Source organism: Stutzerimonas stutzeri, assembly GCF_000590475.1.
GTDB classification, from domain to species: Bacteria; Pseudomonadota; Gammaproteobacteria; order Pseudomonadales; family Pseudomonadaceae; genus Stutzerimonas; species Stutzerimonas stutzeri_D.
Map to the genome: position 1 here is coordinate 1,404,773 of NZ_CP007441.1, position 26,361 is coordinate 1,431,133.

Annotated in this window: 19 protein-coding genes; 14 read left to right on the forward strand and 5 right to left on the reverse strand. The window is 61.2% G+C overall.

All coding sequences use genetic code 11. From position 1 onward, the window contains the following. The 3 genes from CH92_RS06505 to CH92_RS06515 all read left to right on the forward strand — a co-directional run bounded on the left by CH92_RS06505 (window position 1) and on the right by CH92_RS06515 (window position 4,920). Entirely contained in the window at window positions 1-747 is a 747-nt protein-coding gene (locus CH92_RS06505; RefSeq protein WP_025240972.1) for a hypothetical protein, read from the forward strand. A gap of 140 nt (window positions 748-887) precedes the next feature. Next, window positions 888-4,013: a transglycosylase domain-containing protein gene (locus tag CH92_RS06510; RefSeq protein ID WP_025240973.1), complete on the forward strand. Its 3,126-nt coding sequence runs from the start codon at window positions 888-890 to the stop codon at window positions 4,011-4,013. A gap of 127 nt (window positions 4,014-4,140) precedes the next feature. Next, the gene (locus CH92_RS06515) at window positions 4,141-4,920 is read left to right on the forward strand and encodes a PhzF family phenazine biosynthesis protein (RefSeq protein WP_025240974.1); all 780 of its coding nucleotides are present in this window, start codon (window positions 4,141-4,143) and stop codon (window positions 4,918-4,920) included. A gap of 28 nt (window positions 4,921-4,948) precedes the next feature. On the opposite strand, the gene mapR is transcribed toward CH92_RS06515, so the two are convergent. Both mapR and ccoG read right to left on the reverse strand, forming a co-directional pair. Then, a complete protein-coding gene (gene mapR / locus CH92_RS06520) occupies window positions 4,949-6,358 on the reverse strand; it encodes a GntR family transcriptional regulator MpaR (RefSeq protein ID WP_025240975.1) in 1,410 nt (469 codons plus the stop codon). Between the two features lie 85 nt (window positions 6,359-6,443). Next, entirely contained in the window at window positions 6,444-7,856 is a 1,413-nt protein-coding gene (gene ccoG / locus CH92_RS06525; RefSeq protein ID WP_025240976.1) for a cytochrome c oxidase accessory protein CcoG, read from the reverse strand. Between the two features lie 389 nt (window positions 7,857-8,245). Between ccoG and CH92_RS06535 the strand changes: the two genes are divergently transcribed. The 4 genes from CH92_RS06535 to wrbA all read left to right on the forward strand — a co-directional run bounded on the left by CH92_RS06535 (window position 8,246) and on the right by wrbA (window position 11,189). Next, window positions 8,246-8,611: a CidA/LrgA family protein gene (locus CH92_RS06535; RefSeq protein ID WP_025240978.1), complete on the forward strand. Its 366-nt coding sequence runs from the start codon at window positions 8,246-8,248 to the stop codon at window positions 8,609-8,611. After that, on the forward strand, window positions 8,608-9,318 hold the full coding sequence (locus CH92_RS06540) for an LrgB family protein (RefSeq protein WP_025240979.1): 711 nt from the start codon (window positions 8,608-8,610) through the stop codon (window positions 9,316-9,318). Before CH92_RS06535 ends, CH92_RS06540 begins: the two co-directional genes overlap by 4 nt. Before the next feature lie 113 nt (window positions 9,319-9,431). Then, window positions 9,432-10,307: an alpha/beta fold hydrolase gene (locus CH92_RS06545; RefSeq protein WP_025240980.1), complete on the forward strand. Its 876-nt coding sequence runs from the start codon at window positions 9,432-9,434 to the stop codon at window positions 10,305-10,307. A 282-nt stretch (window positions 10,308-10,589) separates the two neighbouring features. Continuing rightward, entirely contained in the window at window positions 10,590-11,189 is a 600-nt protein-coding gene (wrbA, locus tag CH92_RS06550; RefSeq protein ID WP_025240981.1) for an NAD(P)H:quinone oxidoreductase, read from the forward strand. A gap of 60 nt (window positions 11,190-11,249) precedes the next feature. Here the strand turns inward: wrbA and CH92_RS06555 are convergent, their stop codons facing one another. Genes CH92_RS06555 through mfd form a run of 3 tightly spaced genes read right to left on the reverse strand, consistent with a single transcriptional unit; the run spans window position 11,250 to window position 18,531 of the window. Beyond that, entirely contained in the window at window positions 11,250-11,738 is a 489-nt protein-coding gene (locus CH92_RS06555) for a GNAT family N-acetyltransferase (protein ID WP_025240982.1), read from the reverse strand. 16 nt (window positions 11,739-11,754) lie between these two features. Continuing rightward, window positions 11,755-15,042, reverse strand: coding sequence for a DEAD/DEAH box helicase (locus CH92_RS06560; RefSeq protein ID WP_080689978.1), 3,288 nt, complete (start codon window positions 15,040-15,042; stop codon window positions 11,755-11,757). A 42-nt stretch (window positions 15,043-15,084) separates the two neighbouring features. Further along, complete coding sequence (gene mfd / locus CH92_RS06565; RefSeq protein WP_025240984.1) at window positions 15,085-18,531, reverse strand: transcription-repair coupling factor; 3,447 nt, start codon at window positions 18,529-18,531, stop codon at window positions 15,085-15,087. Window positions 18,532-18,688: 157 nt separating this feature from the next. Between mfd and CH92_RS06570 the strand changes: the two genes are divergently transcribed. The 7 genes from CH92_RS06570 to nqrF all read left to right on the forward strand — a co-directional run bounded on the left by CH92_RS06570 (window position 18,689) and on the right by nqrF (window position 26,307). Continuing rightward, window positions 18,689-20,140, forward strand: a complete 1,452-nt coding sequence (locus CH92_RS06570) for a glyceraldehyde-3-phosphate dehydrogenase (RefSeq protein ID WP_025240985.1) — start codon at window positions 18,689-18,691, stop codon at window positions 20,138-20,140. 315 nt (window positions 20,141-20,455) lie between these two features. Then, entirely contained in the window at window positions 20,456-21,793 is a 1,338-nt protein-coding gene (locus CH92_RS06575) for a Na(+)-translocating NADH-quinone reductase subunit A (RefSeq protein WP_025240986.1), read from the forward strand. A gap of 3 nt (window positions 21,794-21,796) precedes the next feature. Then, on the forward strand, window positions 21,797-23,008 hold the full coding sequence (locus CH92_RS06580) for an NADH:ubiquinone reductase (Na(+)-transporting) subunit B (RefSeq protein WP_025240987.1): 1,212 nt from the start codon (window positions 21,797-21,799) through the stop codon (window positions 23,006-23,008). Beyond that, entirely contained in the window at window positions 23,001-23,789 is a 789-nt protein-coding gene (locus CH92_RS06585; RefSeq protein ID WP_025240988.1) for a Na(+)-translocating NADH-quinone reductase subunit C, read from the forward strand. The genes CH92_RS06580 and CH92_RS06585 overlap by 8 nt, the downstream gene beginning before the upstream one ends. Continuing rightward, on the forward strand, window positions 23,786-24,460 hold the full coding sequence (locus CH92_RS06590) for an NADH:ubiquinone reductase (Na(+)-transporting) subunit D (RefSeq protein WP_200869643.1): 675 nt from the start codon (window positions 23,786-23,788) through the stop codon (window positions 24,458-24,460). The genes CH92_RS06585 and CH92_RS06590 overlap by 4 nt, the downstream gene beginning before the upstream one ends. Then, window positions 24,460-25,068: an NADH:ubiquinone reductase (Na(+)-transporting) subunit E gene (gene nqrE / locus CH92_RS06595; RefSeq protein ID WP_021206512.1), complete on the forward strand. Its 609-nt coding sequence runs from the start codon at window positions 24,460-24,462 to the stop codon at window positions 25,066-25,068. Before CH92_RS06590 ends, nqrE begins: the two co-directional genes overlap by 1 nt. A gap of 12 nt (window positions 25,069-25,080) precedes the next feature. Then, the gene (gene nqrF / locus CH92_RS06600; protein WP_025240990.1) at window positions 25,081-26,307 is read left to right on the forward strand and encodes an NADH:ubiquinone reductase (Na(+)-transporting) subunit F; all 1,227 of its coding nucleotides are present in this window, start codon (window positions 25,081-25,083) and stop codon (window positions 26,305-26,307) included. Window positions 26,308-26,361: the final 54 nt, after the last annotated feature.

The window sequence follows — 26,361 nt, forward strand, 5'->3', positions numbered from 1 at the left end:
ATGCGCCTTAGAGTAATTGGCTTGTCATTGCTATTGTTGACTGGAACCGTGAGTGCCGCGGAATTGCGCTTCAGCCTGGTGCGTACCGCGCAGACCACGACCAGCAGCGAATACGCCTGGCGTGACGGTGGCTGGGTAGACCCGCCGCCGGTCAACCATATTGCCGTATTGATCGAGCATCGGGGCAGTCGATTGCTGTTCGGCACTGGGCTGGGGCGGCAGATCAACCAGCAGTTGGACAGCGAAATACCCTGGCGGGAAAAGCGCTACGGCACTGTGCAGCCTGTGCGCGACCAGCTCGATCGCGATCATCTGATGGTCGACCGGGTCGTGCTGGGCTGCGCCCGCTGGGAATACGCCTCGGGGTTGGCTGATTTTGCCGAACTGCCGGTGTTGGCCAGCCCGGAAAGCATTGATTACGCCGGTAACGCGACGCCGCCTGCGGTCCTTCCGACGCAATTTGCCCATGGCGTCAGATGGCAGCCGCTGCACTTCGCTCAGCGACCGTTTTATGGGTTCAAGCAAAGCCTCGATCTGTTTGGCGACGAACGGCTGGTGCTGGTGAAGTTGCCTGGACATGGTGCCTTGGGGCTATTTCTAACCTTGGATGATGGACGGCGTTTCTTCCTCAGGGGGGACGCCACCCTTGCTGAAACCGACCCGGAGCCACTGCCTGCTGAGGTTGTGCAAATGCAGGACGCTCAAGGGCAGGCGAAACTCGGATTTTATCCGCGCTGGATCGAGTGAGCGGGCGTTTCGGCCCGTGCTGATTTCGCCTGCGAGGCGCGAATTTAGAGCCTCTCCGTTCGTCTGCTTGAGCACGCCGAACGAAGCGCTGCCAGCTAAGCTTAAGCCTGTAATTTCTCTAGGAAGCCAGGCCGGAAAAGATGGGCGCAGTATGGCGGACCGATACGTCCCGGACGGGTGGCAGCAAACGCGTGTCATCCACCAGCAAACCGGGTAGAACACCTTCGCACGGAAGCCGTTTGGCGCGCCGCATGAGTGTGTTGCTGGGCGTTTCATTACTGGCCGGCGGTGGCTATGCCGCCTGGCACGAGATGCATACCTCGAAGCTGCAGGCGCTCTGGCTGAGCCGGTACGCGGAAAACCTCGACTACCAGGTTGAGGCAGGGGCGAGCTCCAATATTCGCTTTCCAGAGGCAGGGCCATTTGACGGTCGTCTGGGCTACGCGGCTCTACCTACATTTATTGAGCGGCTAGCCGGGCGCGGGTTTGATATCCAGCAGCAGGTGCGTTTCTCACCGGCCTTGCAGCGTTACGCCAGCCATGGCTTTTTCGTGCCCTATCCGGAGAAGTCCCAGGCCGGCTTGACCATCGACGATTGCCGCGGCGAACCGCTGTATGCCAACAGCTACCCGCACCAGTACTACGAAACCTTCGAAGACGTACCGCCTGTCATCGCGATGAGCCTGCTGTTCATCGAGGATCGCGGCTTGCTCAACGAGGAGCGGCCGCAGGCCAACCCAGCGGTGGACTGGCCGCGATTCACCATGGCCGCAGTGAGCCAGGTCGAGAAAAAGCTCGGTCTACCGGTCCAGGCGGCGGGTGGCAGTACCTTGGCGACGCAGGTGGAGAAGTACCGCCACTCCCCTGAAGGCCGCACCGGTGATGCCGAGGAAAAGATTCGGCAGATGATTTCCGCCAGCGTTCGTACCTATCGTGAAGGCCAGCAGACCATGGCCACGCGGCAGCGCATCGTCCGTGATTATCTGAATAGCGTGCCACTTTCCGCCGCCTACGGGCACGGTGAAGTGCACGGCATCGCTGACGGTTTGCGCCTCTGGTATGGCGCGCACTTCGCCGAGGTCAACCGGCTGCTCGATTCACGCCGTAATACCGACTCCAGCTATGAAGCCCAAGGGTTGGCGCTGCGCCAGGTGCTTTCGCTGTTGATCGCCCAGCGGCGGCCGTCCTACTACCTGGGGGAGGGACGTGATGACATGGCCGAGCTGACCGACAGCCACATTCGTCTATTGGCCAATGGCGGCGTAATCGGTACACGGTTGCGCAACGCTGCGCTGCAGCAGAAGGTCGTGTTCCGCGACTTGCGAGTCGAGCCGAGCATTCGCGAGGTGCCGCAGAGCAAGGGCATCACCGCTGCGCGCATGCGCCTGAGCGGCCTGCTTGGCGTGTCGCTGTATCAATTGGATCGCCTCGACCTGGCCGCAACCACGCCGCTGCATGGTGAATTGCAGGCGCAGGTCAGTGAGTATCTGCAGCGTCTGGCGGAGCCGGAATTCGCTGGCGAAGTCGGCCTGTTCGGCGAGCGCATGCTGTCGCCGGAGCGAACCGCTGACGTACGTTACAGCTTCACCCTGTTCGAGCGTGGCGAGCAGGGGTTCCGCGTGCGCGTGCAGACCGACAACACCAACCAGCCCTTCGATATCAACGAGGGCAGCAAGCTGGAGTTGGGGTCGACAGCCAAGTTGCGCGTGCTGACGACCTATCTAGAAGTCATCGCCGAGCTGCATGACCGTTACGCACAGCGCGATATCAGCGAACTGCGCCAGGCCGAGGCGGTCGATCCGCTGACGCGTTGGGCACTCGGCTATCTGATCCAGAACGAAGATCGGAACCTGCCCGCGATGCTCGATGCGGCGCTGGACCGACGCTATTCGGCGAGCCCGAACGAGCGCTTCTTCACCGGGGCCGGGATGCACCATTTCAACAACTTTCGCCATGAGGACGATGGTCGCCTGCCAACCATGCGCGAGGCGCTGCAGGAATCGATCAACTTGCCATTCGTGCGCCTGATGCGCGATCTGGTCAGCTACAGCACCTATCAGACGTCCAACGGGGCCGAGTTGTTGAAAAGCGACGACAACCCGGAGCGACGCGAGTATCTGAGGCGCTTCGCCGATCGCGAGGGCTCGGTGTTCCTGCAGCGGTTCTGGAAGAAATATCGCGGCAAGACCGCCGACGAGCGCATCGAAGCGCTTCTCGACGGCATGCGGCCCACGCCGCCGCGTCTTGCCGCCGTGCATCGTTATCTGATGCCTGACGCCGATCGCGCAACCTTCGATAGCTTTCTCAAGAAGAGCCTGCCGAATGTCGAGGTCAACGACAAGTCGCTCGACTCGCTGTACACCCGTTATGGTCCGGGGGCCTACAGCTTGCCGGATCAGGGCTATATAGCCCGCGTGCATCCCCTGGATCTGTGGCTGCTGGGCTATCTGATCAAACATCCGGAGGCAGGCATCTCGGAAGTGATTGACGCCAGCACGGCCGAACGCCAGGAAGTCTATGGCTGGCTGTTCCGTAGTCGTCACAAGAGTGCTCGCGACAGCCGTATCCGGATCATGCTGGAAGTGGAAGCCTTCACCGATATCCATCGCCGTTGGCAGCGCCTGGGCTACCCCTTCGATCATCTGGTGCCCTCGCTGGCCACTGCATTGGGCAGCTCCGGCGACCGCCCGGCCGCGCTGGCGGAGTTGATGGGCATCATCGTCAACGACGGCGTACGCCTGCCCAGCGTACGCATCGACAGCCTGCATTTCGCCAGCGACACGCCGTACGAAACCCGTTTCGGGATCAAGCCGGACGCGGGCGCTCGGGTGCTGCACAGCGAAGTGGCGGCGGCCTTGCGCGAGGCGTTGGCCAGTGTGGTCGAAGGCGGGACGGCGCGGCGTTTGCGTGGCAGTTTCGTGCAGGCTGACGGCGAGCCGTTGCGGGTCGGCGGTAAGACCGGAACGGGCGATAACCGCATTCAGACCGTCGGTGCCGGTGGGCGGCTGATCAGTTCGCTGGCGTTGAATCGCACGGCTACCTTCGTCTTCTACCTTGGCCCGAACCACTTCGGCACCTTGACCGCTTATGTTCCTGGACGTGGTGCAGACAGCTTCCGCTTCACCTCGGCGCTACCGGTGCAGGTGCTCAAGGGCATGGCACCGATTCTTCAGCCCTACTTGCAGGTAGGCGCGCAGACGCAGTGCCAGCCACCAGCCGGGCCGATCCAGCCTACGCTGACTGCCGGGATGGCGTCGCGCAGCTGATTCACCGCTGACTCACCCAGCGCGGTACGAAGGATTGCCGGGCGCGCGCCGCTCGGCGAGACTTGTCCGATCAGTGCGCCCGATGGCGGGCGCTGCGCAGGGATGAGGGCCGAGCATGAAACTGCCGATTTACCAGGTCGACGCATTCACCGATGAGCTGTTCAAGGGCAACTCCGCGGCGGTGGTGCCGCTGGATCAATGGCTGAGCGATGCGCAGATGCAGTCGATCGCCCTCGAGAACAACCTGTCGGAGACCGCCTTTCTGGTCCGCGAGCCGGACGGCGCGTTTCACATTCGCTGGTTTTCACCCCTTTCCGAAATCGATTTCTGCGGCCACGCGACCCTCGCCAGCGCCTTCGTGCTGCTCAGTCAGGACATGGCAAAGGCCCCACTGACCTTTCGTGCCGCTGCGGTGGGCGATGTCAGCGTCGCGCAGCTGGACGACGGCCGACTGGAAATGAACTTCCCCAATCGCGAGCCTGAGCGCGTCGATAACCCACCGGCTGCGCTAGTCGAGGGTCTGGGCGTACCGCCACACGCGGTCTTGCGAAGCCGGCAGGCCTGGTTCGCGGTCTACGAGGACGAGGATCAAGTGCGACAACTAGCACCCGATCTCACTCTGCTCAAGTCACTCGCGCCGCTGGACGTAGTGATCACCGCGCCGGGACGTGAGCAGGATTTCGTGTCCCGTTACTTCTGGCCAGCCAACGGCGGCGACGAGGATCCGGTCACCGGCTCTATCCACGCCGGCCTCGCTCCCTATTGGGCCGGGCGACTGGGCAAGTCGTCGCTGGTCGCGTTGCAGGCCTCGCGTCGGAGCGGTCTTTTGCATTGCCGGGTCGAAGGAGAGCGGGTGTTAGTGGCCGGGCACGCGGTGTTGTACCTGCAGGGCACGATCGAGATCTAGCGTTAACGCAGTTGCCGACGAGGCTTTCTCAGAACGACTTGATCATTCGTCCGAGCAATTCCATGGCTTTCTCGCTGCGTGCGTCCCAGGGATGGCCATGGTTTAGTCGTGCACAGTTTCTGAAGCGCTGGGTGGCCGAGAAGATCGGCCCGGGGGCCAGGCTGATGCCCTGTGCGAGCGCGAGTTGCAGCAATCGCAGTGAGTCGACCTGCTCGGGGAATTCGAACCAGAGAAAGTAACCACCGCTGGGCCGCGTAACGCGTGTGCTGGCAGGGAAGTGTCGCGCGGCGGAGGCGAGCATCTCACCCTGCTGGCGCTCCAGGGCATGGCGCAGCTTGCGCAGATGGCGGTCATAGCCGCCGTGTTGCAGGTAGTCGGCAATGGCCGCTTGCGCCGGTACCGAGGGGGAGAGGGTGGTCATCAGTTTGAGTCGGCTGATCTGCTCGGCGTAACGGCCGCCAGCCACCCAGCCGATCCGGTAACCCGGCGCCAGGCTTTTGGAAAACGAGCCGCAATGCATCACCAGCCCTTCAACGTCGTGGCTTTTCACTGGCTTCGGCGGCTCACGGGTGAAATATAGCTCGGCGTAGACGTCGTCTTCGATCAGCGGCACCTGATGATGCCGTAGCAGCCCATAGAGCCTTTGCTTTTTCTCCGTGCCCATGCTCGCGCCGAGGGGGTTCTGCAGGCTACTCATGAACCAGCAGGCCTTGATCGGCATACTGGCCAGGCTACTTTCCAAAGCGTCGAGATCAATGCCGTCGCGCGGATGCACCGGAATTTCCACCGCTTTGAGCTTGAGTCGCTCCAGCACCTGCAAGGTGGCATAAAAGGCTGGCGCCTCGATGGCGACCAGATCGCCGGGTCCTGTTGCGACCTGCAGGCAGAGGTTCAGTGCCTCCATGGCCCCGGTGGTGATCACCAGTTCATCCATCGGCAGCATCACCCCGCTGATCATGTAGCGCAGGGCGATCTGCCGACGCAGATCGGAATTGCCGCTGGTCATTTCCGCCACCACCTCGCGAGCCGGCATCTCGCGTACGGTCTGCGCCATGGAGCGCGCCAGACGCTGCAGCGGAAACAGCTCAGGGCTGGGAAAGGCCGAGCCGAAGGGCACGGTGTCGGGGTCGCGGAGCGAGGCCAGTACAGAGAACACCAGCTCGCTGACACCGACCTCCGTGGCTTCGCTCTGCCGCGGGCTGATCTCGGGTTCGTGCAGCGGGCGTTTGACATGCTCGCGAACGAAATAGCCCGAGCGGGCTCGGGCCTGGATCAGGCCGCGATCCTCAAGCAGGTAGTAGGCCTGGAATACGGTCGAAGGGCTGACGCCGTAGGTGCGGCTGGCATGACGCACCGAAGGCACCTTTTCCCCTGGCGTCAGCACCCCGGTCCGGATCAGCTCGGCGATTTCGTCGGCGAATTTCTCGTAGCGCTTCATCTTGTCCTGGTTTACCCGTGGTGCTGCTGGCTGACGATGCGGATGAGTATCGCAGCTCGGGCCGTGTGGAGCGGTCATGGTCGTTCTAAGGAACCCTGGGCGCGATGAAGGTGCTCGGCGCCGTTACGCGGCTTGCGGGATCGCTCGCGTCGCCGACGGCGAAGTGCAGCTCACGGCGCGTCCCACCTTCGCGTTCGACCATCGCCACGCTGACCGGCAAATCGGCGATCTCTCCCGGCGCCAGGTTGATCTCACGCGGGCCATGCAGCTCGAAAGGACCATCTTCGTTTAGCGTGATCAGGTAGTCCCGGCGTTGCTGAGTCTTGTTGATGACCTTGAGGCTGTACATGTTTTCAATCTGCCCCTGCATGTTCTCCCGGTACAGCGTGCGGTCCTTGGTCACGTCCAGCGAGAGCATCGGTCGCTCACCCAGCGCCCAGACGAACGCGCCCGTCATCAGTGCCAGCGCTACGGCATAACCGACCAGTCGCGGTCGTAGCAGTTGAGGTCTGCCACCCTCCAGAGCACGTTCGGAGGTGTAGCGGACCAGGCCCCGAGCGTAGCCCATCTTGTCCATCACGCTGTCGCAGGCGTCGATGCAGGCGCCGCAGCTGATGCAGTCGAGTTGCAGGCCGTCGCGGATGTCGATGCCGGTGGGGCACACCTGCACGCATAGGGTGCAGTCGATGCAGTCGCCGAGGCCCTGGGCACGCGGATCGCTGTCCTTGCGCCGCGCACCGCGATGCTCGCCGCGCGCAGCGTCGTACGAGACCACCAGCGTATCGGTATCGAACATCACGCTCTGGAAGCGTGAGTACGGACACATGTGCAGGCACACCTTCTCGCGCAACCAGCCGGCATTGATATAGGTGGCGGCAGTGAAGAAGAACAACCAGAAGCCGGTGGCCCCGCTCAGCTGCAGGCTGAATAGGCCGCCCACCAGCTCGCGTACCGGAGAGAAGTAGCCGACAAACGCCACTGCCGTGGCCAGACTCACCGCCAGCCAGACCGCGTGCTTGGCGCTGCGCCGTAAGAGTTTGGTGGCCGACCAGGACGCGGCATCCAGTTTGATGCGCTGGCTGCGATCACCTTCGGTGATTTTCTCGGCCCACATGAATACCCAGGTCCAGATGCTCTGTGGGCAGGCGTAGCCACACCAGACGCGGCCGGCCAGCACGGTGATGAAGAACAGGCCGAATGCCGCGATGATCAGCACGGCTGACAGAAAGATGAAATCCTGTGGCCAGAAGGTGGCTCCGAAGATATGGAACTGTTGCTTGCCGAGGTCCCAGAGCACCGCCTGGCGTCCGTCCCAGGTCAGCCACTGAGTGCCAAAGTAAAGGAGAAACAGCAGGCCGCTGCCGACCAGGCGCAGGTTGCGAAACAGGCCGGTGAAGCTGCGGGTATGGATCGGGCCGCCGGCTTGGGCGGGCGTCAGGCGTATGGGCTTGCGTGGATCAACCGTGTCGATGATCGCGGCAGGGATTCGTTCGGTCATTGTGTCGCCCCTATCAGGCTAATCAGGCGGCGCTGATGATCGGACGCACACGCGGTGCATAACAGGCCCAGGTTAGTCGGAAAAATACGGATCAGATGATCGATCTGTTCGACCGGTGGGGCTTTTACGCCAGGCGTGCCGAGCGGAAAGCCTGAGCGCCGGGCATGGCACTGGGGCGCTGAAAGCGCCGGTGAGTGGAAGCAGAGCAGAGCCTGCGACGCCAGGTCACAGTGCTCGCTGCGTTGCTGATCCGGCTTTTTCAAATCGAACTGCACCTGTTTCGTTGCGGCGCGGGCAGGTGATAGTCCGGTCTGCGTTGTAAAAGCGTGCCGTGCACCACTGTTCCCGGCATGATCCCCGTTCCGTTCTGCTGCCTATCAAGGACCCCCATGATTCTCAAAGGCCTGACCTGGCTGGTCGTACTGCAATTGCTTGGCAGTGTCATCCACCTCTCTCTACTGCCCGCTCTGCCCGGACCGATCATCGGAATGGTGTTGCTGTTTGGCGTGCTGTTGCTGCGACGGGGCATTCCGGAGCCCCTGGAAAAGACAGCCGCACTGCTACTGCAATACCTGCCATTGCTGCTCATCGTGCCGGCGGCGGGCATCATGACCAGCAGCGATGCCTTGCTTTCTAATCTGCCCGCTATCGCGGCAGGGCTGATCCTGTCGCTGGCGGTGACCGTGCCGTTCTGCGGCTGGCTGATGCAGCGGCTGATCAGGCGCATGGATCGCCGCCAGGAGGATCAGGCATGAGCAATGTCGATTGGCGCAACGTCTGGGAGATGACGCTGGATCACCCGCTGTTTTCCGTGGGGCTGACGCTGATCGCCTTCCAACTGGCGCTGGCGCTCTATCGGCGAAGTGGCTGGCTGGTGCTGCAACCGGTCATGGTCGGCATGCTGTTGGTGGTCGGCACGCTTTATCTGTGCGGGATCGACTATGCGAGCTACCGTGCCGATGCTTCCATGATCGCCGTGCTGGTTGGCCCTGCAACGGTGGCGCTGGCGGTGCCGTTGTACCGGCACATACGGCGTATTCAGCAATTGTTCTGGCCAATCCTCATCACGCTGGTCAGCGGTGGGGTACTGGGCGTGGTCCTGACGCTTACGATTGCCGGCGCATTGGGAGCGGACTTCTCCGTACTGATGAGTTTGTCGCCCAAGGCCGCAACGATGCCGATCGCCATGCTGGTGGCCGAGCAGATTGGCGGCCTCGCTTCGCTGGCCGCGGTATTCGTGATGCTCACCGGCGTGATCGGGACAGCGCTAGGGCCGCTGTTACTGGGCTTGGCCGGCGTCGATCATCCAGCGGCACGTGGGCTGAGTTACGGCATCAATGCCCACGCCATTGGCACGGCGCGGGCGTTGGAGGAGGGCGACGAGTGCGGAGCCTTCGCGGCATTGGGGATGAGTCTGCTGGGCATTCTCATTGCGTTGTTTTTGCCGCTGGCGCTGGGCTGAGTCTGCTGCCGCGTCGGGGCCTGTAACCGGTCGCTGCTGCCAGTTGTTGCGATGTGCTGTTGCGAACCCGCTATCTACGCCTAGGCTTAGGGCTTTCCAGCAGGAGCGGTCCGATGTTTGAGCAATTCCAGCGTGGCGAATGCGATGTCAATGGGGTACGGATCAACTATCGAAAGGGTGGATCAGGGCCACCTTTGTTGTTGCTTCATGGGTACCCACAGACCCACGTGATCTGGCATGAAATTGCCGATCAACTGGCCGCGCGATTCACCGTGGTGGCTGCCGATCTGCGAGGCTATGGCGACAGCAGCAAGCCTGAAGGCGGCGAATACCATGTCGCCTACAGCAAGCGCGAGATGGCGCGCGATCAGGTCGAACTGATGCGCACGTTGGGTTTCGAGCGCTTCGACATCCTGGCCCATGACCGCGGTGCGCGAGTCAGTCACCGTCTCGCGATGGATCACCCACAGGCGGTGCGGCGGCTGATCCTGCTCGACATCGCACCGACCCTGGCGATGTACAGCCAGACTGACGAAACCTTCGCTCGGGCGTACTGGCACTGGTTCTTTCTGATTCGCCCGGCACCGTTGCCGGAAACGCTGCTCGAGGCTGATCCCGAACTGATCCTGCGCAGCGCCGTGGCCACCCGCGCCGATCATGTCCATCCATTCAGTGATGCGGCTTACGCCGAATACCTGCGTTGCATGAAGCTGCCCGGCACCATTCACGCATTTTGCGAAGACTATCGAGCCAGCGCTGGCATCGACCTCGAACATGATCGCGAAGATCGCACCGCTGGCCGGATGATCGAGGCGCCGTTGCTGGTGCTCTGGGGTTCGAGGGGCGTAATCCAGCGCTGTTTCGATCCATTGAAAGAATGGCGAGCGGTGGCGGTAGACGTGCAAGGCAAGGCGCTGCCGGCCGGTCATTACCTTCCAGAAGAAGTGCCCGAATTGTTGCTGGAGGACGTGCTGCGGTTTCTTGTCTGAGGTCCTGCGGCTGTTATATCCGATTTATCGATTGATTCGTGCGGAATAATCCATCCAAGCACGCAGCAGGCCAATGGAAGATGGCCTCGTTCGCTGACCGGCGCGCTATGTCGCTGATCCGGTCGATGTGCGCCTCAGTCGCGACACTTTCCATCGGGCAGGTTGCCGAATACGAGGGTCGCGGCTGGCAGGCGAGTCTGGAAGCTAACCCAATCATGCTGAGCGAGTCGTCCGGCAAAACGCGAAGAACCGGAACACAAAACCAGAAAGAGGAAGACCGAAATGGCGAAGATTCTTGTGCTTTATCACTCGATGTACGGCCACATCGAAACCATGGCCAACGCCGTCGCCGAGGGCGCACGCCGCGTCGAGAGTGCCGAGGTGACCATCAAGCGCGTTCCAGAAACTATGCCGGAGGAGGCCTTCAAGAACGCCGGCGGCAAGATCGATCAGCCCGCACCGGTTGCCAGCCCGGCCGAACTGCCCGATTACGATGCCATCATCTTCGGCACGCCAACCCGCTTCGGCAACATGTCCGGGCAGATGCGCAACTTCCTCGACCAGACCGGGGGCCTCTGGGCCAAGGGCGCGCTGCACGGCAAGGTGGCCAGCGTGTTCACCTCCACCGGGACCGGTGGCGGCCAGGAGATGACCATCACCTCGACCTGGACCACTCTGGCGCACCACGGAATGATCATCGTGCCGACCGGCTACGGCATCGGTGAGTTCTTCGATATTTCTGCAGTCAACGGCGGCACGCCTTATGGTGCTTCGACCATCGCCGGTGGAGATGGCTCGCGTCAGCCGTCCGAGAAGGAGCTGACCATCGCTCGCTATCAGGGCGAACTGGTCGCTCAGACCGCCGTCAAGCTGAAAGGCTGACCGCACGGCGCGGCGCCTGGCGGTTCGTGATCGCTGGGCGTCGCGTCAATTCATGGCGAATCATTCCCTGTTCAACAGCAATCCATACATCAGTTCATCGACATAGCGGTCCTCGCAGGCGCGTTTGTACGCTGCCCTCTGAACACCTTCGAGAACGAATCCAAAGCGCTCATAGAAGGCGATGGCGCGCGGATTGTCGGCTTCCACGGTCAGTTCTACGCGAGTGATGCCGGCTCTGCGCAGATGGGCCAGGGCATCGTTCATCATCGCGCTGGCGATACCGCTGCCCTGCGCTTCCGGTGCCACCGCCAGGGTTCCCAGATAGGCGACATGCGCGGCGCGGCCAAGATGCCGGCGCACCTGATAGAACCCCTGAACGCGACCTTCGACTTCGACGACGTAGAAACTACCGCTTTCGAACAGCGGATCGAATACCGTGCCGAAGGCTTCGCGCGGCATCGGATCGAAGCCGAGAAACGGCACTACTGCTTCGTGCATGTAGATGTCATAGACCCGATCGAAATCGGTGGGGATTACCAGTCGGCGCATCGTCGGCCTTCCTGCACTACGGTAGCGGCGCGAACAACGCCTCGATGTCGCTTGGCTCCAATTGCCACTCACTCCGATGGCCGGCGTCCAGCACGCCGGCCGCCAGCTCGGCCTTGTGCCGCTGCAACTGTTGAATCTTTTCCTCAACCGTGGCGCGCGCAATCAGTTTGTAGACGAATACGGGCTTGTCCTGACCGATACGGTGGGCGCGGTCGGTGGCCTGGTTTTCCGCCGCGGGATTCCACCAGGGATCGTAGTGGATCACGGTGTCGGCGGCGGTCAGGTTCAGGCCCGTGCCGCCGGCCTTGAGACTGATCAGAAACAGCGGCACTTCGCCGCTCTGGAAGCGCCGCACGGGCGTGCGCCGGTCCTTGGTGTCGCCGGTGATCTGAACGTAGTCGATGGCGCGGCTGCGCAGCTCTTCTTCGATCAGCGCGAGCATTGAAGTGAACTGTGAAAACAGCAGGATGCGGCGTCCCTCGGCCAACAGCTCGGTGAGCATCTCCATCAGACTGTCGAGCTTGCCCGAGCTGCTCCCGCGTGTCGGCTTGGTGGCGTCGCTCTTGACCAGACGCAGATCGCAGCAAACCTGGCGCAGCTTGAGCAACGCATCGAGAATGACGATCTGGCTGCGCGCCAACCCTTTGCGGTCGATCTCGTCGCGTACCTTGCTGTCCATCGCCAATCGCACGGTTTCATAGAGGTCGCGTTGGGCTGCGTTCAGCTCTACCCAATGCAGGATTTCATTCTTGGCAGGCAGCTCGCGCGCCACCTGCTCCTTGCGCCGTCGCAACAGGAATGGCTTGATCCGGTTCGTGAGGTGCTGCAACCGATCGCTATCCCCGTTCTTCTCGATAGGGTTGCGGTAATCGCGGTTGAAGCGCTTCGCATCGCCCAGCCAGCCGGGCATGAGGAAGTTGAACAGGGACCATAACTCGCCCAAGTGGTTTTCCAGAGGCGTGCCGGTGAGGCAAAGGCGCTGACGGGTGTTCAGGCGTCCGGCGGCCTGGGCGGCTTTGCTGCTGGCGTTTTTGATGTTCTGCGCTTCATCGAGCACCAGTACGTGCAAGGGCAGTTCGACGAGCCGGTCGATATCCCTGGGCAGCAGCGCATAGGTGGTGAACAAAACGTCGTATTCGGTCAGGTGCTCATAGTGCTGCTGGCGCGATGAGCCATGCAGCGTGACCACCTTCAGTGCGGGTGCGAAGCGGGCCGCTTCGTCCTGCCAGTTGGGTATGAGGCTGGTGGGCATGACCACCAGACAGGGGCGATCGAGGCGGCCTGCCTCTTTTTCCAGGAGCAGATGCGCCAGGGTTTGCAGCGTCTTGCCCAGGCCCATGTCATCGCCGAGGATGCCGCCGACCTCAAGGGTGCGTAGCGTCTGCATCCAGCGCAGACCGTCCAGCTGGTACGGCCGTAACTGCGCATTCAGGCCGACCGGCGCGCTAACCGTCTGCTGGCGATAGTCGCGCAGCCGTTGTGCAAACTCGCGCGCCTGCTCGCCGCCATGCCATTGCGGTGTCAGAGCATCCAGTTGTGTCAGTCGTGCCGCATCGGCGCGGCCCAGACGAACTATGTCGGCGCTTGGCTGGTCGCCGCCCAGGTACAGTTCGGCAAGGGTCGCCAGAATCGCTTTCAGGCGACCAAATGGCAGCAGCACTTGCAAGGGGCGGTCATCCTCTGCGCGGCGCTTGTCGAGCTGCACGCGTAGGGTTTCGTCGTCGGCGCGTCGAGCCAGGGCTTGCTGGGAAAGCAGCGCAGGGTTTCGGCGGATCAGGCCGAGCAGGACTGGCAACAGGCTGATGCGTTCGCCTTCGACGATAATGCCGAGCTCAAGATCGAACCAGTTATGCTCCGGAGGCTCGTCGAGCTCGACGTACCAGGCATCCACGGGCGTCAGGTCATAAGCGAAGCCGGGCTGCATGGCGATCCACCAGCCTTTTTCGCGCAACTGCGGCAAATGCTCCTGGACGAAGTGCAGCCAGGCGGCTTCGCTGGGCAGCTCGTACATTTCCGCCGAATCCTTCGGCAAGGCCAGGCTTTGTCGCAGCGACGGGCGAAAGCCCAGGTGTTTCAGCTGCTGGCGCAGCGCCTGCTCCGCTGCGGGTTGGCGAGCCATGCTGAGCACCCTTTCGCCGTCGGTCTGACGGATGCGCTGCTCGGCTTTGGCGTTGCCGTGCACGCTGATTTTACCGTAGACGAAACTGAGCCCCGCCCGGTGCTGCAGCTCGTTCACCATGCGCCCGCTGCTCGGCTGGTAGTTGACGGAGTGATGGCTGCCGAGGGCAAGCTGGGCGATGGGTATCACATCGTCGATCCGCTGTTCTTGCGCCTTGGCTGGTGCTGGAAGCTGCGGGGCGATTTCATTGAGCGACAGGCTGAATAGTGCAGCTTGGGCTGAGGGAACCGAGGGTGCGGCGAGCAGGTGCCTGGCCAGCGCCACCGTCAAGCCATGATTCACCAGGCCGACTTCGTTTCGCTGTTCGTCGAGGTAGTACAGCGGATCCACCGCGGTGAGCAGCTCATCCACCCGTTCGTTCATGTCCAGGCTGGGGCGGAAGGATCCATCGGGCTGCTGCGTCCAATTGAAACGCGCCTGGCGAGACAGGCCAGATTGCAGCGGTGGGCGGGTCCATTCGACGTAGGCGCGGCCGGTTTCCAGGATCAGGCGCAGGGCCTCGCCGCCGTTTTCGCCGCTGAGCATGAATGCATGGGTGGCGCCTCGGCCCAGCGTCAGGAGCGCCGCGATATGCAAGTCCAACGGCTGCATGAAACGGGGTTGGCGAAAGCTGGCTTCGCGTATGCCGTAATAGGGCTGCCTTTCGCCAAAGGATCCGTCCGTTCGCAGCCGTACCTTGTAGACCTCGATGTGTACGTCCGGCATGACTCGATAATGAAGGCACCACTGCTGGCCGGTGTTTTGGGGGTTGCCCAACGCCAGCGAAAGTTGGGACAACCAGTGTTCCACGGTGCCTGGAAGCTGATCGTCCGGCTCGGCGGCTGTGTTTGATGCCGGGTGTTCGGCCTGACGTTCGAGATAAAGAATGAGTGCCGCCGCATGCTTGCAGTTGAGGCCTACCGGACAGCTGCAGATGCAGCTGAGCCCACCGTTACCGGACAGTTGCAGCGATTGCCGATACTGGTTGCCCGCGGCCCCTCGGCAGCTGCCTTCCACGAATCGTGCGTCTTCACGCAGCAGCCTGACACGCCCCTCTCGGGAATATTGCAGCCCGCGGGCAAGCGCGTTTTCGGAAAACGGAAGCCGCCAGGTTGGCGGCATATGGGCCAGAAAACTACCGGACATCAATCAGCGCGCCGCCTCGGTTAGTGCACGTGTACCGCATCCTCACCCGCTCGCTGTGGCCAGTCGCTCGAGCAAGGCTTCGAGCGTGTTGAAGCGCTCTTCAGGTCGTTCCATCGGCACCTGAAATTTGAACACCGTGGCGCCTTCGAACTTGTAGCGTTTGGGCTGGCTCTGAATCAGCTTGATCAGCACCATCGGATCGACGCTGGTATCCGCGGCGAACTCGATACGGCCACCCTGCGGGCCCGCATCGATCTTGGTTATGCCGAGGTTAGCGGCCTGCAGCTTGAGCAGCGTCAGCCTGACCAAATGTTTGGCTGGCTCGGGCAACAGCCCGAAGCGATCGATCATTTCGACCTGCAGTTCGCGTAGGCCGTTCTCGTCGGCGGCGTTGGCGATGCGCTTGTAGAGGATCAGTCGTGCGTGTACGTCGGGCAGGTAGTCTTCAGGAATCAACGCCGGTACGCGCAGGTTGATTTCCGGGCCGCCGCCCAACGGCTGGTCAAGGTTTGGTTGCTCGCCTTTCTGGATCGACTTGACCGCTCGCTCGAGCATTTCCATATAAAGCGTGAAACCGACCGCCTGGATCTGCCCGCTCTGGCCATCGCCGAGCAGCTCGCCCGCGCCGCGTATTTCCAGATCGTGGGTGGCGAGGACGAAGCCTGCGCCCAGGTCCTGTGCGTTGGCGATGGCTTCCAAACGCTTTTCGGCATCAGGCGTCATGGCCTTGCGCGGCGGGGTCAGCAGATAGGCATAGGCTTGGTGGTGGCTGCGACCGACGCGACCGCGCAACTGATGCAGCTGGGCCAGACCGAATTTGTCCGCGCGTTCGATGATGATGGTGTTGGCGCTGGGCACGTCGATGCCGGTCTCGATGATGGTCGAGGCGATCAGCACGTTGAAGCGCTTGTGGTAGAAGTCCCCCATCACCTGTTCCAGCTCACGCTCGCGCATCTGCCCGTGCCCGACACCGATGCGCGCTTCGGGCACCAGCTCGGCGAGGTCGGCAGCGCATTTCTCGATGGTCTTGACGTCGTTGTGCAGGTAGTAGACCTGGCCGCCACGCAGCAGCTCGCGTAGTAGCGCTTCCTTGATCACCGAGTTCTGCTGCTCCATGACGAAGGTGCGCACCGACAGCCGACGTGCCGGCGGCGTGGCGATGATCGACAGGTCGCGCATGCCGGCCACCGCCATGTTCAAGGTGCGCGGAATCGGGGTGGCGGTCAGGGTGAGGATGTCCACTTCACTGCGCAGCGCCTTGAGCTGCTCTTTCTGGCGCACCCCGAAGCGGTGTTCCTCGTCGATGATGACCAGGCCCAGATTCGTGAACTTCACATCGTCCTGCAGCAGTTTGTGGGTGCCGATGAGAATGTCGACCTTACCTTCGGATAATTCCTGCACCGCGGCCTGGATTTCCTTGGCCGACTTGAAGCGGCTCATCACCTCGACGCGTACCGGCCAGTCGGCGAAGCGGTCACGGAAACTGTTGTAGTGCTGCTGGGCGAGGAGGGTAGTCGGCACCAGCACCGCAACTTGCCGGCCGCTGTGCACGGCGATGAACGCCGCGCGCATGGCCACTTCCGTCTTGCCGAAACCGACGTCGCCACAGATCAGCCGGTCCATGGGCCGTGGCGCCAGCATGTCGGTGCGAACCGCTTCGATGGCGGCCTGCTGGTCCGGGGTCTCTTCGAACGGGAAGCCGGCGCTGAAGGTCTCGTAATCGAGCTGCGGATCTTCGAAAGCGTGGCCTTCGCGTGCGGCGCGGCGCGCGTAAATATCGAGCAGCTCGGCGGCGACATCGCGGACCTGCTCGGCTGCTTTGCGCTTGGCCTTCTGCCAGGTTTCCGAGCCGAGGCGGTGCAGCGGTGCCAGGGCATCGTCGCTGCCGGTGTAGCGCGCGATCAGGTGCAGGCTGGAAACCGGTACGTAAAGCTTGGCTTCCTCGGCGTATTGCAGCATGAGGAACTCGGCGGCCTGGCCTTCAATTTCCAGCGTGACCAGACCTTGGTAGCGCCCGACGCCGTGGTCGATATGTACCACCGGCGCGCCTTCGCGCAACTCGGTGAGGTTCTTGATGACGTTCTCGCCGGCATCGCGCCCTTTCTCGCGACGCCGGCGCTGCATGATGCGCTGGCCGAACAGCGGGCTCTCGGCGATCAGCGCCAGTGTCGGGTCTTGCAACAGCAGCCCGTCATCCAATGGCGCGATGGTGATTGCCAATCGCTCGCCGCTTTCGACGAATTGTGGCCAGCCGGCGACTTCCTGCGGGCGCAGCTTCAGTCTTGCCAACAGTTCAAGTAGAACCTCGCGACGCCCGGCTGATTCGGCGGTGAACAGCACCCGGCCGGAGAACTCGTCGAGGAAGCGGCGCAGCGCGCCCAGCGGCTCGCTGGCCTTGGCATCTATCGCCAACTCAGGAAAGCGGCTGGCCGGAAAGCGCTCGCGACCGATGCCCGTTTCCACATCGTCCTGGCTGACCACCACGCGCGGCCAGGATTTAAGGTGGGCGAAGCAATCCTCCACGGGCATGAACAGCTCGGCGGGCGGCAACAGCGGCCGTTCGGGATCGACGCGGCGTTCCTCGTAGCGATTGCGTACGTCCTTCCAGAAATGCTCGGCCGCCTGCTCGATTCCCGGTAACGAGAACACCTGGGTGTCCTCCGGCAGATAGTCGAACAGCGTCGAGGTTTCGTCGAAGAACAGCGGCAGGTAATACTCGATACCCGCCGGGGTGATTCCCGTGGACAGATCCTGGTAAACCGGGCAACGACGGAAATCCACGTCGAAGCGCTCGCGAAACCGCGCGCGAAACCCGGTCACCGACTCTTTCTTCAGGGGAAATTCACGCGCGGGCAGGAGGCGAATCGACTCCACCTTGTCGATCGATCGCTGGTTCTCCGGATCGAAGGTGCGCAGCGTCTCGATTTCGTCGTCGAACAGGTCGATGCGGTAGGGCAGTGGGCTGCCCATAGGGAACAGGTCGATCAGCGCGCCGCGCACAGCGAACTCGCCATGCTCATAAACCGTATCGACGCAGCGATAACCGGCCGCCTCCAGGCGCATGCGCATCTGCTCGACATCGAGCTTCTGTCCGACATCCAGCACCAAACTCGATCCAAGCAGGAAACGCTTTGGAGCGAGCCTGTGTAGCGCCGTAGTAATAGGGACTACCAGCACGCCGTGGGTCAGTTCGGGAAGCTGATAGAGCGCTGCGATGCGTTGGGAAATGATGTCCTGGTGTGGCGAAAAGACGTCATAAGGCAGGGTTTCCCAGTCGGGGAAATGCAGGACTGGCAGCCCTGGGGCGAAGAACGCGAGTTCTTCCTGTAAACGTTCGGCGCTTTGGCTGTCGGCAGTAAGGAGAAGGGTGAATCGGTCTGCGTTGCTGGCAGCTTCGGCAATGGCCAGGCTCAGCGCGGCTCCAGGAAGGTTGCCCCAGGTTTGCTTGCCGCTGGCGGCAGGCATGGGCGGAAGGCGCAATACGGACACGAGTGGGCGTGGCTCCGGTCGAAAAATGGACCGCCCGGATTGTAACTATCCGTGCGGGATGCTGTCAGTGTTTCCGCTGCACAGATTGCCGGCGCTAGGGTGCGCCGGCATAATGTAGCCCTTTTTCTCAGCCCCTACATGTTGGAAGGAACTGCCCGTGACTCAGAAGCCCGACCAGTGTCTTGGTGAATGGATTGATCGAGAAGCCCTCGCCGAAGCGATGATTCCGCTGATTGGTCAGCTGTATCGTAACAACAACGTGGTGACTTCCATCTATGGCCGAGGGTTGATCAACCGTTCGGTCATTGCTCTGCTCAAGGCGCATCGATTCGCGCGTCACCGTCAGGCTGACGAAGCCGAGCTCTGCGTACACGAGACGCACCAGATTCTTACCACCATGAGCGATATGGACCTGGGTGCCGCTTCGGTTGACCTGGGCAAGGTCGTCGCCAAGTACAAGGCTGAAGGCAACGGTCGTACCCTCGATCAGTTCGTCCGTGACGAATTGGCCGACGTCGCCGGCAAGCGCAACACATCGGGCATCCATAAAGGTACCGACGTCGTGCTTTATGGCTTCGGTCGTATTGGTCGTCTGCTGGCACGCATCCTCATCGAGAAGACCGGCGGTGGCGACGGCCTGCGCCTGCGGGCGATTGTCGTCCGCAAGGGCGCCGAAAACGATCTGGTCAAGCGCGCCAGTCTCCTGCGTCGTGATTCGGTACATGGTCCGTTCGACGGCACCATTCATATCGATGCGGAAAACAACACCATCACGGCCAACGGCAACCTGATCCAGGTGATCTACTCGAACGATCCGTCCTCGGTGGATTACACCCAGTACGGTATCGAGAACGCCCTGTTGGTGGACAACACCGGCAAGTGGCGCGACGCCGAAGGCCTTAGTCAGCATCTCAAGTGCCCCGGTGTGGACCGTGTGGTACTCACAGCGCCTGGCAAGGGCGAGCTGAAGAATATCGTTCATGGCATCAACCACGGCGAGATCACTGCAGACGACAAGATCGTATCGGCGGCGTCCTGCACCACCAACGCCATCGTGCCGGTGCTCAAGGCAGTCAACGATCAGTACGGCATCGTCAATGGCCACGTGGAAACCGTGCATTCCTACACCAACGACCAGAATCTGATCGACAACTTCCACAAAGGGAGTCGTCGTGGACGTAGTGCCGCGCTGAACATGGTTATCACCGAAACCGGCGCCGCGACGGCTGCCGCCAAGGCTCTGCCGGTACTTAAAGGCAAGCTGACGGGCAACGCTATCCGCGTTCCGACACCCAACGTGTCCATGGCGATTCTCAACCTGAACCTGGAAAAGGCCACCTCCCGCGAAGAGATCAATGAATACCTGCGTCAGATGGCCATGCATTCGGATCTGCAGAAGCAGATCGACTACGTCAACTCGCAGGAAGTGGTTTCATCTGATTTCGTCGGTTCGCGTCATGCTGGCGTAGTGGATGCTGAGGCCACTATTTGTAGCGACAACCGTGTCGTTCTCTATGTGTGGTACGACAACGAGTTCGGCTATAGCTGCCAGGTCGTTCGCGTGATGGAAGATATGGCCGGCGTCAACCCGCCAGCTTTCCCGCGCTAACGCATCGGGCGGTAAGAAACGGGAGCTTCGGCTCCCGTTTTTCTTGGCGTTCATCGGATTATATTCCGTTGTGCGCAGCCCGCAGGAAGCGCTGCGTCAATAGTCGGTTGCTAGGCGCTGCTAGTTGTTAGTCAAAAAATTGAAGGACCTTGGGTGGTCAGTGGCCGGTCGCGACCTCTATAATCGGGCGGATTTCTACCTGGGCCCGCGGCATAGCGTCGCGCTGATGACATATCTCAGCGCACAGCACGCAATTTGCTTAGTCAAGCCGTGGGGCTCGTAAAAAAGCCTTTTAAATCAGTGGTTAGCGAACCGATGATCAATATAAAACGTGGGCTCGATTTGCCCATTGCAGGTGCGCCGGCGCAGCGTATCGAGGCTGGAAGGCCCGTGCGAAGCGTCGCTGTATTGGGGTTTGACTACCCCGGCATGAAGCCGACCATGGAAGTGCAGGTCGGTGATCGAGTGAAGCTGGGGCAGGTACTGTTTTCCGACAAGAAGACGCCCGGTGTGGTTTTCACCGCGCCCGGCGCTGGCGTGGTCAGCGCGATCCATCGCGGTGAGAAGCGTGTCCTGCAATCGGTGGTCGTCGATCTCGATGGCACCGACGAGGTGACTTTCAGCCAGTACGGCGCCATCGAACTCGAAGGGCTGAGCGATGCGCAGGTTCGCGAGAATCTGCAGCAGTCGGGCCTCTGGACCGCGCTGCGTACGCGCCCCTACAGCAAAGTGCCGGCTGTCGATGCCGTGCCTAGCTCCATTTTTGTCACGGCGATGGATACCCATCCACTGGCGGCAGACCCGGCCATCATCATCGCTGAGCGCGCCTCTGACTTCGAAGCAGGCCTCAAGGTGCTCGGTAATCTGGGCAAGCTGTTCCTGTGCAAAGCCGAAGGTGCCTCGTTGCCAGGCGAACAGCTTGCCAAGGTGAGGACTGAAAGCTTCGCCGGTCCACATCCGGCCGGCCTTGCCGGTACGCACATTCACTTCCTCGATCCGGTCAGCGCCAGCAAGAGTGTCTGGACCATCGGCTATCAGGACGTCATCGCCGTCGGCGCGCTGTTTACCAGTGGTCGTCTGTCGGTCGAGCGCGTGGTGGCGCTTGCCGGTCCTGTGGTGGAAAATCCACGTCTGGTACGTACCCGTCTGGGCGCCAGCCTCGACGAGCTGACAGCTGGTGAACTGCAGCCAGGCGGCAACCGTGTCGTATCCGGTTCGGTATTGGGCGGTCGTACGGCACATGGGGCCTTCGCCTACCTTGGTCGTTATCACCAGCAGGTTTCCTGCCTGCGCGAGGGCAAGGAGCGCGAGATGCTGCACTACCTGCGCGCCGGTAGCGAAAAGCACTCGATTCTCAACATCTATATTTCCAAGCTGATGGGCGGCAAGAAGTTCGCCTTCTCGACCTCCACCAACGGCAGTCCGCGGGCCATGGTCCCGGTCGGCAACTACGAGGAAGTCATGCCGCTGGACGTGCTGCCGACTCAATTGCTGCGTTCGCTCATTGTTGGTGACACCGAGGTGGCGCAAAAGCTCGGCTGCCTGGAACTGGACGAAGAAGATTTGGCGCTGTGCACCTACGTGTGCGCCGGTAAGTACGAATACGGCCCGATCCTGCGGGACAATCTGACTCGCATCGAGAAGGAGGGATAAGGAATGGGCATTCGTGAATTCCTCGACAAGATCGAGCACAACTTCGAGAAGGGCGGCAAGTACGAAAAGTGGTATGCACTCTACGAAGCCGCAGACACCTTCCTCTATCGCCCCGGTAGTGTGACCAAGACCACTGCGCACGTGCGCGACGGCATCGACCTCAAGCGGATGATGATCACGGTCTGGCTCTGCACCTTCCCGGCGATGTTCTTCGGTATGTGGAACACCGGCTATCAGGCCAACCTGATTTACGCACAGACTCCTGATCTGCTCGCAGCGCAGGAAGGCTGGCGCATGGCGTTGATCAGTGCGCTTGCAGGCTTCGATCCGAACAGCCTGTGGGACAACTTCATCCAGGGCGCGGCGTACTTCATCCCGGTTTACGCGGTGACGTTCATCGTCGGCGGTTTCTGGGAAGTGCTGTTCGCCTCCATCCGCAAGCATGAGGTCAACGAAGGCTTCTTCGTCACATCGGTGCTGTTCGCCCTGACTCTGCCACCGAGCGTTCCGCTTTGGCAGGTGGCGTTGGGTATCAGCTTCGGTATCGTGATCGGCAAGGAAATCTTCGGCGGCACTGGCAAGAACTTCCTCAACCCGGCGCTGACCGGCCGTGCATTCCTGTTCTTCGCCTATCCGGCGCAGATGTCCGGTGATGCGGTCTGGACGGCCGTGGATGGCTTTGCTGGCGCGACCGCGCTCAGCCTCAGCTTCGCCGGCGGGATGGAGAACGTGATCGCCAGCGGCATTACCTGGATGGACGCCTTTGTTGGCACCATTCACGGCTCGATCGGCGAAACCAGTACGCTGGCCATTTTCATTGGCGGCGCCGTATTGCTGATGACCAAGATCGCTTCCTGGCGCATCGTCTCAGGCGTCATGCTCGGCATGATCGCGCTCAGTTCGCTGTTCAACCTGATCGGCTCGGATTCCAACGCGATGTTCGCCATGCCGTGGTACTGGCACATGGTGGTGGGTGGTTTCGCCTTTGGCCTGATCTTCATGGCGACCGATCCGGTTTCAGCCTCGATGACCAATACCGGCAAGTGGGCTTTCGGCATCGTGATCGGCGTGATGGTAGTGCTGATCCGCGTCGTGAACCCGGCGTTTCCGGAGGGCATGATGTTGGCCATTCTGTTTGCCAACCTATGCGCACCGTTGATTGACCACTTTGTCGTTCAGGCCAATATCAAGCGGAGGCTGGCACGTAATGTCTAGTCAAAAAGAATCCACCGTTCGCACGCTGGTCGTGGCCCTGCTGGTCTGCCTGGTCTGCTCGGTGTTCGTTTCGGGGGCGGCGGTCGCACTGCGCCCGACACAGCTGGAAAACCGCCAGCTGGACAAACAACGCAGCATTCTGGCGATCGCTGGCCTGGGTGAGGCAGGTATGTCTGCCAAGCAGGTGAAGGCGCTTTACAAGGAACGCATCGTCGCCAAGCTGGTCGACCTGGAAACCGGCAAGTACAGCGACGAGTTCGATCCGAACACCTTCGATCCGCTGGTTGCCGCCAAGGATCCGGAGCTCTCGCAAGCGCTGCCGGGCGAAGAGGACATCGCCTCGATCAAACGTCGCGAGCGCTACAGCGTTGTATACACCGTTGAGGAAAATGGAGAGCTCGAGACGCTGATCGTGCCGGTTCGTGGTTATGGGCTGTGGTCGACTTTGTATGGCTTCATGGCCGTCAAGGGTGATCTCAATACCGTTGAAGGCCTGGGCTTCTATCAGCATGGCGAGACCCCCGGCCTCGGTGGCGAGGTGGACAATCCCAAGTGGCGCGGTCTGTGGCAGGGCAAAGAGCTGTTCAGCGAGAACGGCGAGCTGGCCATCCAGGTAGTCAAGGGCGGCGTCGATCCGCAAAGCCCGCGAGCCGACCATCAGGTCGACGCTCTGGCCGGCGCAACTCTGACCAGCAACGGGGTGAACAATCTGCTGCACTTTTGGCTGGGCGAGAACGGATTCGGTCCATTTATCGCTAACCTGCGCGCTGGGGAGGTTTGACCATGTCGCAACCTACTATTAAAGAAGTCCTGCTCAATCCGGTCTTCAACAACAACCCCATCGGCCTGCAGATTCTCGGAATCTGTTCGGCGCTGGCCGTCACCTCCAACCTCAAGACCGCACTGGTCATGTCCGTTGCGCTGACGTTGGTGGTGGCGTTTTCCAACCTCTTCATCTCGATGATCCGCAGCCAGATTCCAGGCTCGATTCGCATGATCGTGCAGATGGTCATCATCGCGTCGCTGGTAATCGTGGTCGATCAGGTCCTCAAGGCCTACGCCTTCTCGCTGTCCAAACAGCTCTCGGTATTTGTCGGCCTGATCATCACCAACTGCATCGTGATGGGGCGTGCCGAAGCGTTCGCCATGCAGAATCCGCCAATGCTGTCGTTCTTCGATGGGCTCGGTAACGGGCTCGGCTACAGCGCCATGCTGATCGCGCTCGGCATCGTCCGCGAACTGTTCGGCGCTGGCAAGCTGATGGGCTACACCATCCTTCCTGTGGTCAACGATGGCGGCTGGTACCAGCCGAACGGGTTGCTGCTGCTTCCGCCGTCGGCGTTCTTCCTGATCGGCCTGTTCATCTGGGGCATCCGCAGCTGGAAGAAAGAGCAGGTCGAGAAGCCGTCCTTCAAGATGGCGCCGCAAGTCTCGAACAAGGAGGCTTACTAATGGAGCATTACATCAGCCTGTTCGTCCGTGCCGTGTTCATCGAGAACATGGCGCTGGCCTTCTTCTTGGGCATGTGTACCTTCATCGCGATCTCGAAGAAGGTGGAGACCGCAATCGGCCTGGGGATCGCGGTAATTGTGGTGCAGGCCATCACGGTGCCCGCCAACAACCTGATCTACACCTATCTCCTCAAAGCGGGTGCGCTGTCCTGGGCCGGCCTGCCGGAAGTGGATCTCAGCTTCCTGGGCCTGCTCAGCTATATCGGGGTGATCGCGGCGATCGTACAGATCCTCGAAATGCTCTTGGACAAGTACGTACCGAGCCTCTACAACGCACTGGGCGTCTTCCTGCCGCTGATCACAGTGAACTGCGCCATCATGGGCGGCACACTGTTCATGGTCGAGCGGGACTACAACCTGGCAGAAAGTACCGTTTACGGCTTTGGTTCCGGTGCTTCCTGGGCGCTGGCGATCATGCTGTTGGCGGGTATCCGCGAAAAGCTCAAGTACAGCGATGTTCCAGAAGGCCTGCAGGGACTGGGCATCACCTTCATCACCATCGGCCTGATGTCGCTAGGCTTCATGTCATTCTCTGGCGTACAGCTGTAAGGACGGGATGAACTGATGAGTTACGAAATTTTCCTTGCCATCGGCATGTTTACCGCCATCGTGCTTGCGCTGGTGGTGATCATCCTCGCAGCGCGCGCCAAACTGGTGTCCAGTGGCGACGTCAATATCGAGATCAACGGCGAGCGCACCATTACGGTTCCGGCGGGCGGCAAGCTGCTGCAGACCCTTGCTTCCAACAACATTTTCCTTTCGTCCGCATGCGGTGGCGGCGGTACCTGCGCCCAGTGCAAGTGCGTCGTCGAAAGCGGTGGCGGCGAGATGTTGCCCACCGAGGAATCGCATTTCACCCGCCGCGAGGCCGGTGAGGGCTGGCGTCTGTCCTGCCAGACGCCAGTCAAGGCGGATATGAAGATCGAGGTGCCTGAAGAAGTCTTCGGCGTGAAGAAATGGGAGTGCACCGTGCTCTCCAACCCGAACGTGGCGACTTTTATCAAGGAACTGACCCTTAAGCTGCCGGAAGGCGAGAACGTCGACTTCCGCGCCGGTGGTTACGTGCAGCTGGAATGCCCGCCGCACGAGGTCCGCTACAAGGACTTCGATATTCAGGAGGAGTATCGCGGCGATTGGGACAAGTTCAACCAGTGGAAATATGTCTCCAAGGTCGACGAAACCGTGATTCGTGCCTATTCCATGGCGAACTACCCGGAAGAAGTCGGTCTGGTGAAATTCAATATTCGTATCGCGTCGCCGCCGCCAGGAAAGGACGACCTGCCACCAGGCAAGATGTCCTCCTGGGTCTTCAGCCTGAAGCCGGGTGACAAGGTGACCGTCTACGGTCCCTTCGGTGAGTTCTTCGCCAAGGATACCGATGCCGAGATGGTTTTCATCGGTGGTGGCGCGGGCATGGCTCCGATGCGTTCGCACATTTTCGATCAGCTCAAACGTCTGAAATCCAAACGCAAGATGAGCTTCTGGTATGGCGCCCGCTCGATGCGTGAAGCGTTTTACGTTGAAGAGTACGACCAGCTGCAAGCCGAAAACGAGAACTTCCAGTGGCATCTGGCACTCTCTGATCCGCAACCGGAAGACGACTGGGGTGGCCCGACCGGCTTCATTCACAACGTGCTGTACGAGAACTACCTGAAGGACCATCCGGCGCCTGAAGATTGCGAGTTCTATATGTGCGGCCCACCCATGATGAACGCCTCGGTGATCAAGATGCTCACTGATCTCGGCGTCGAACCGGAGAACATTCTGCTCGACGACTTCGGCGGCTAGCATGACCCACGCGTTCTTTCGGCCCGTCATCGTTGCCGCTCTGGCGGCGGCTCT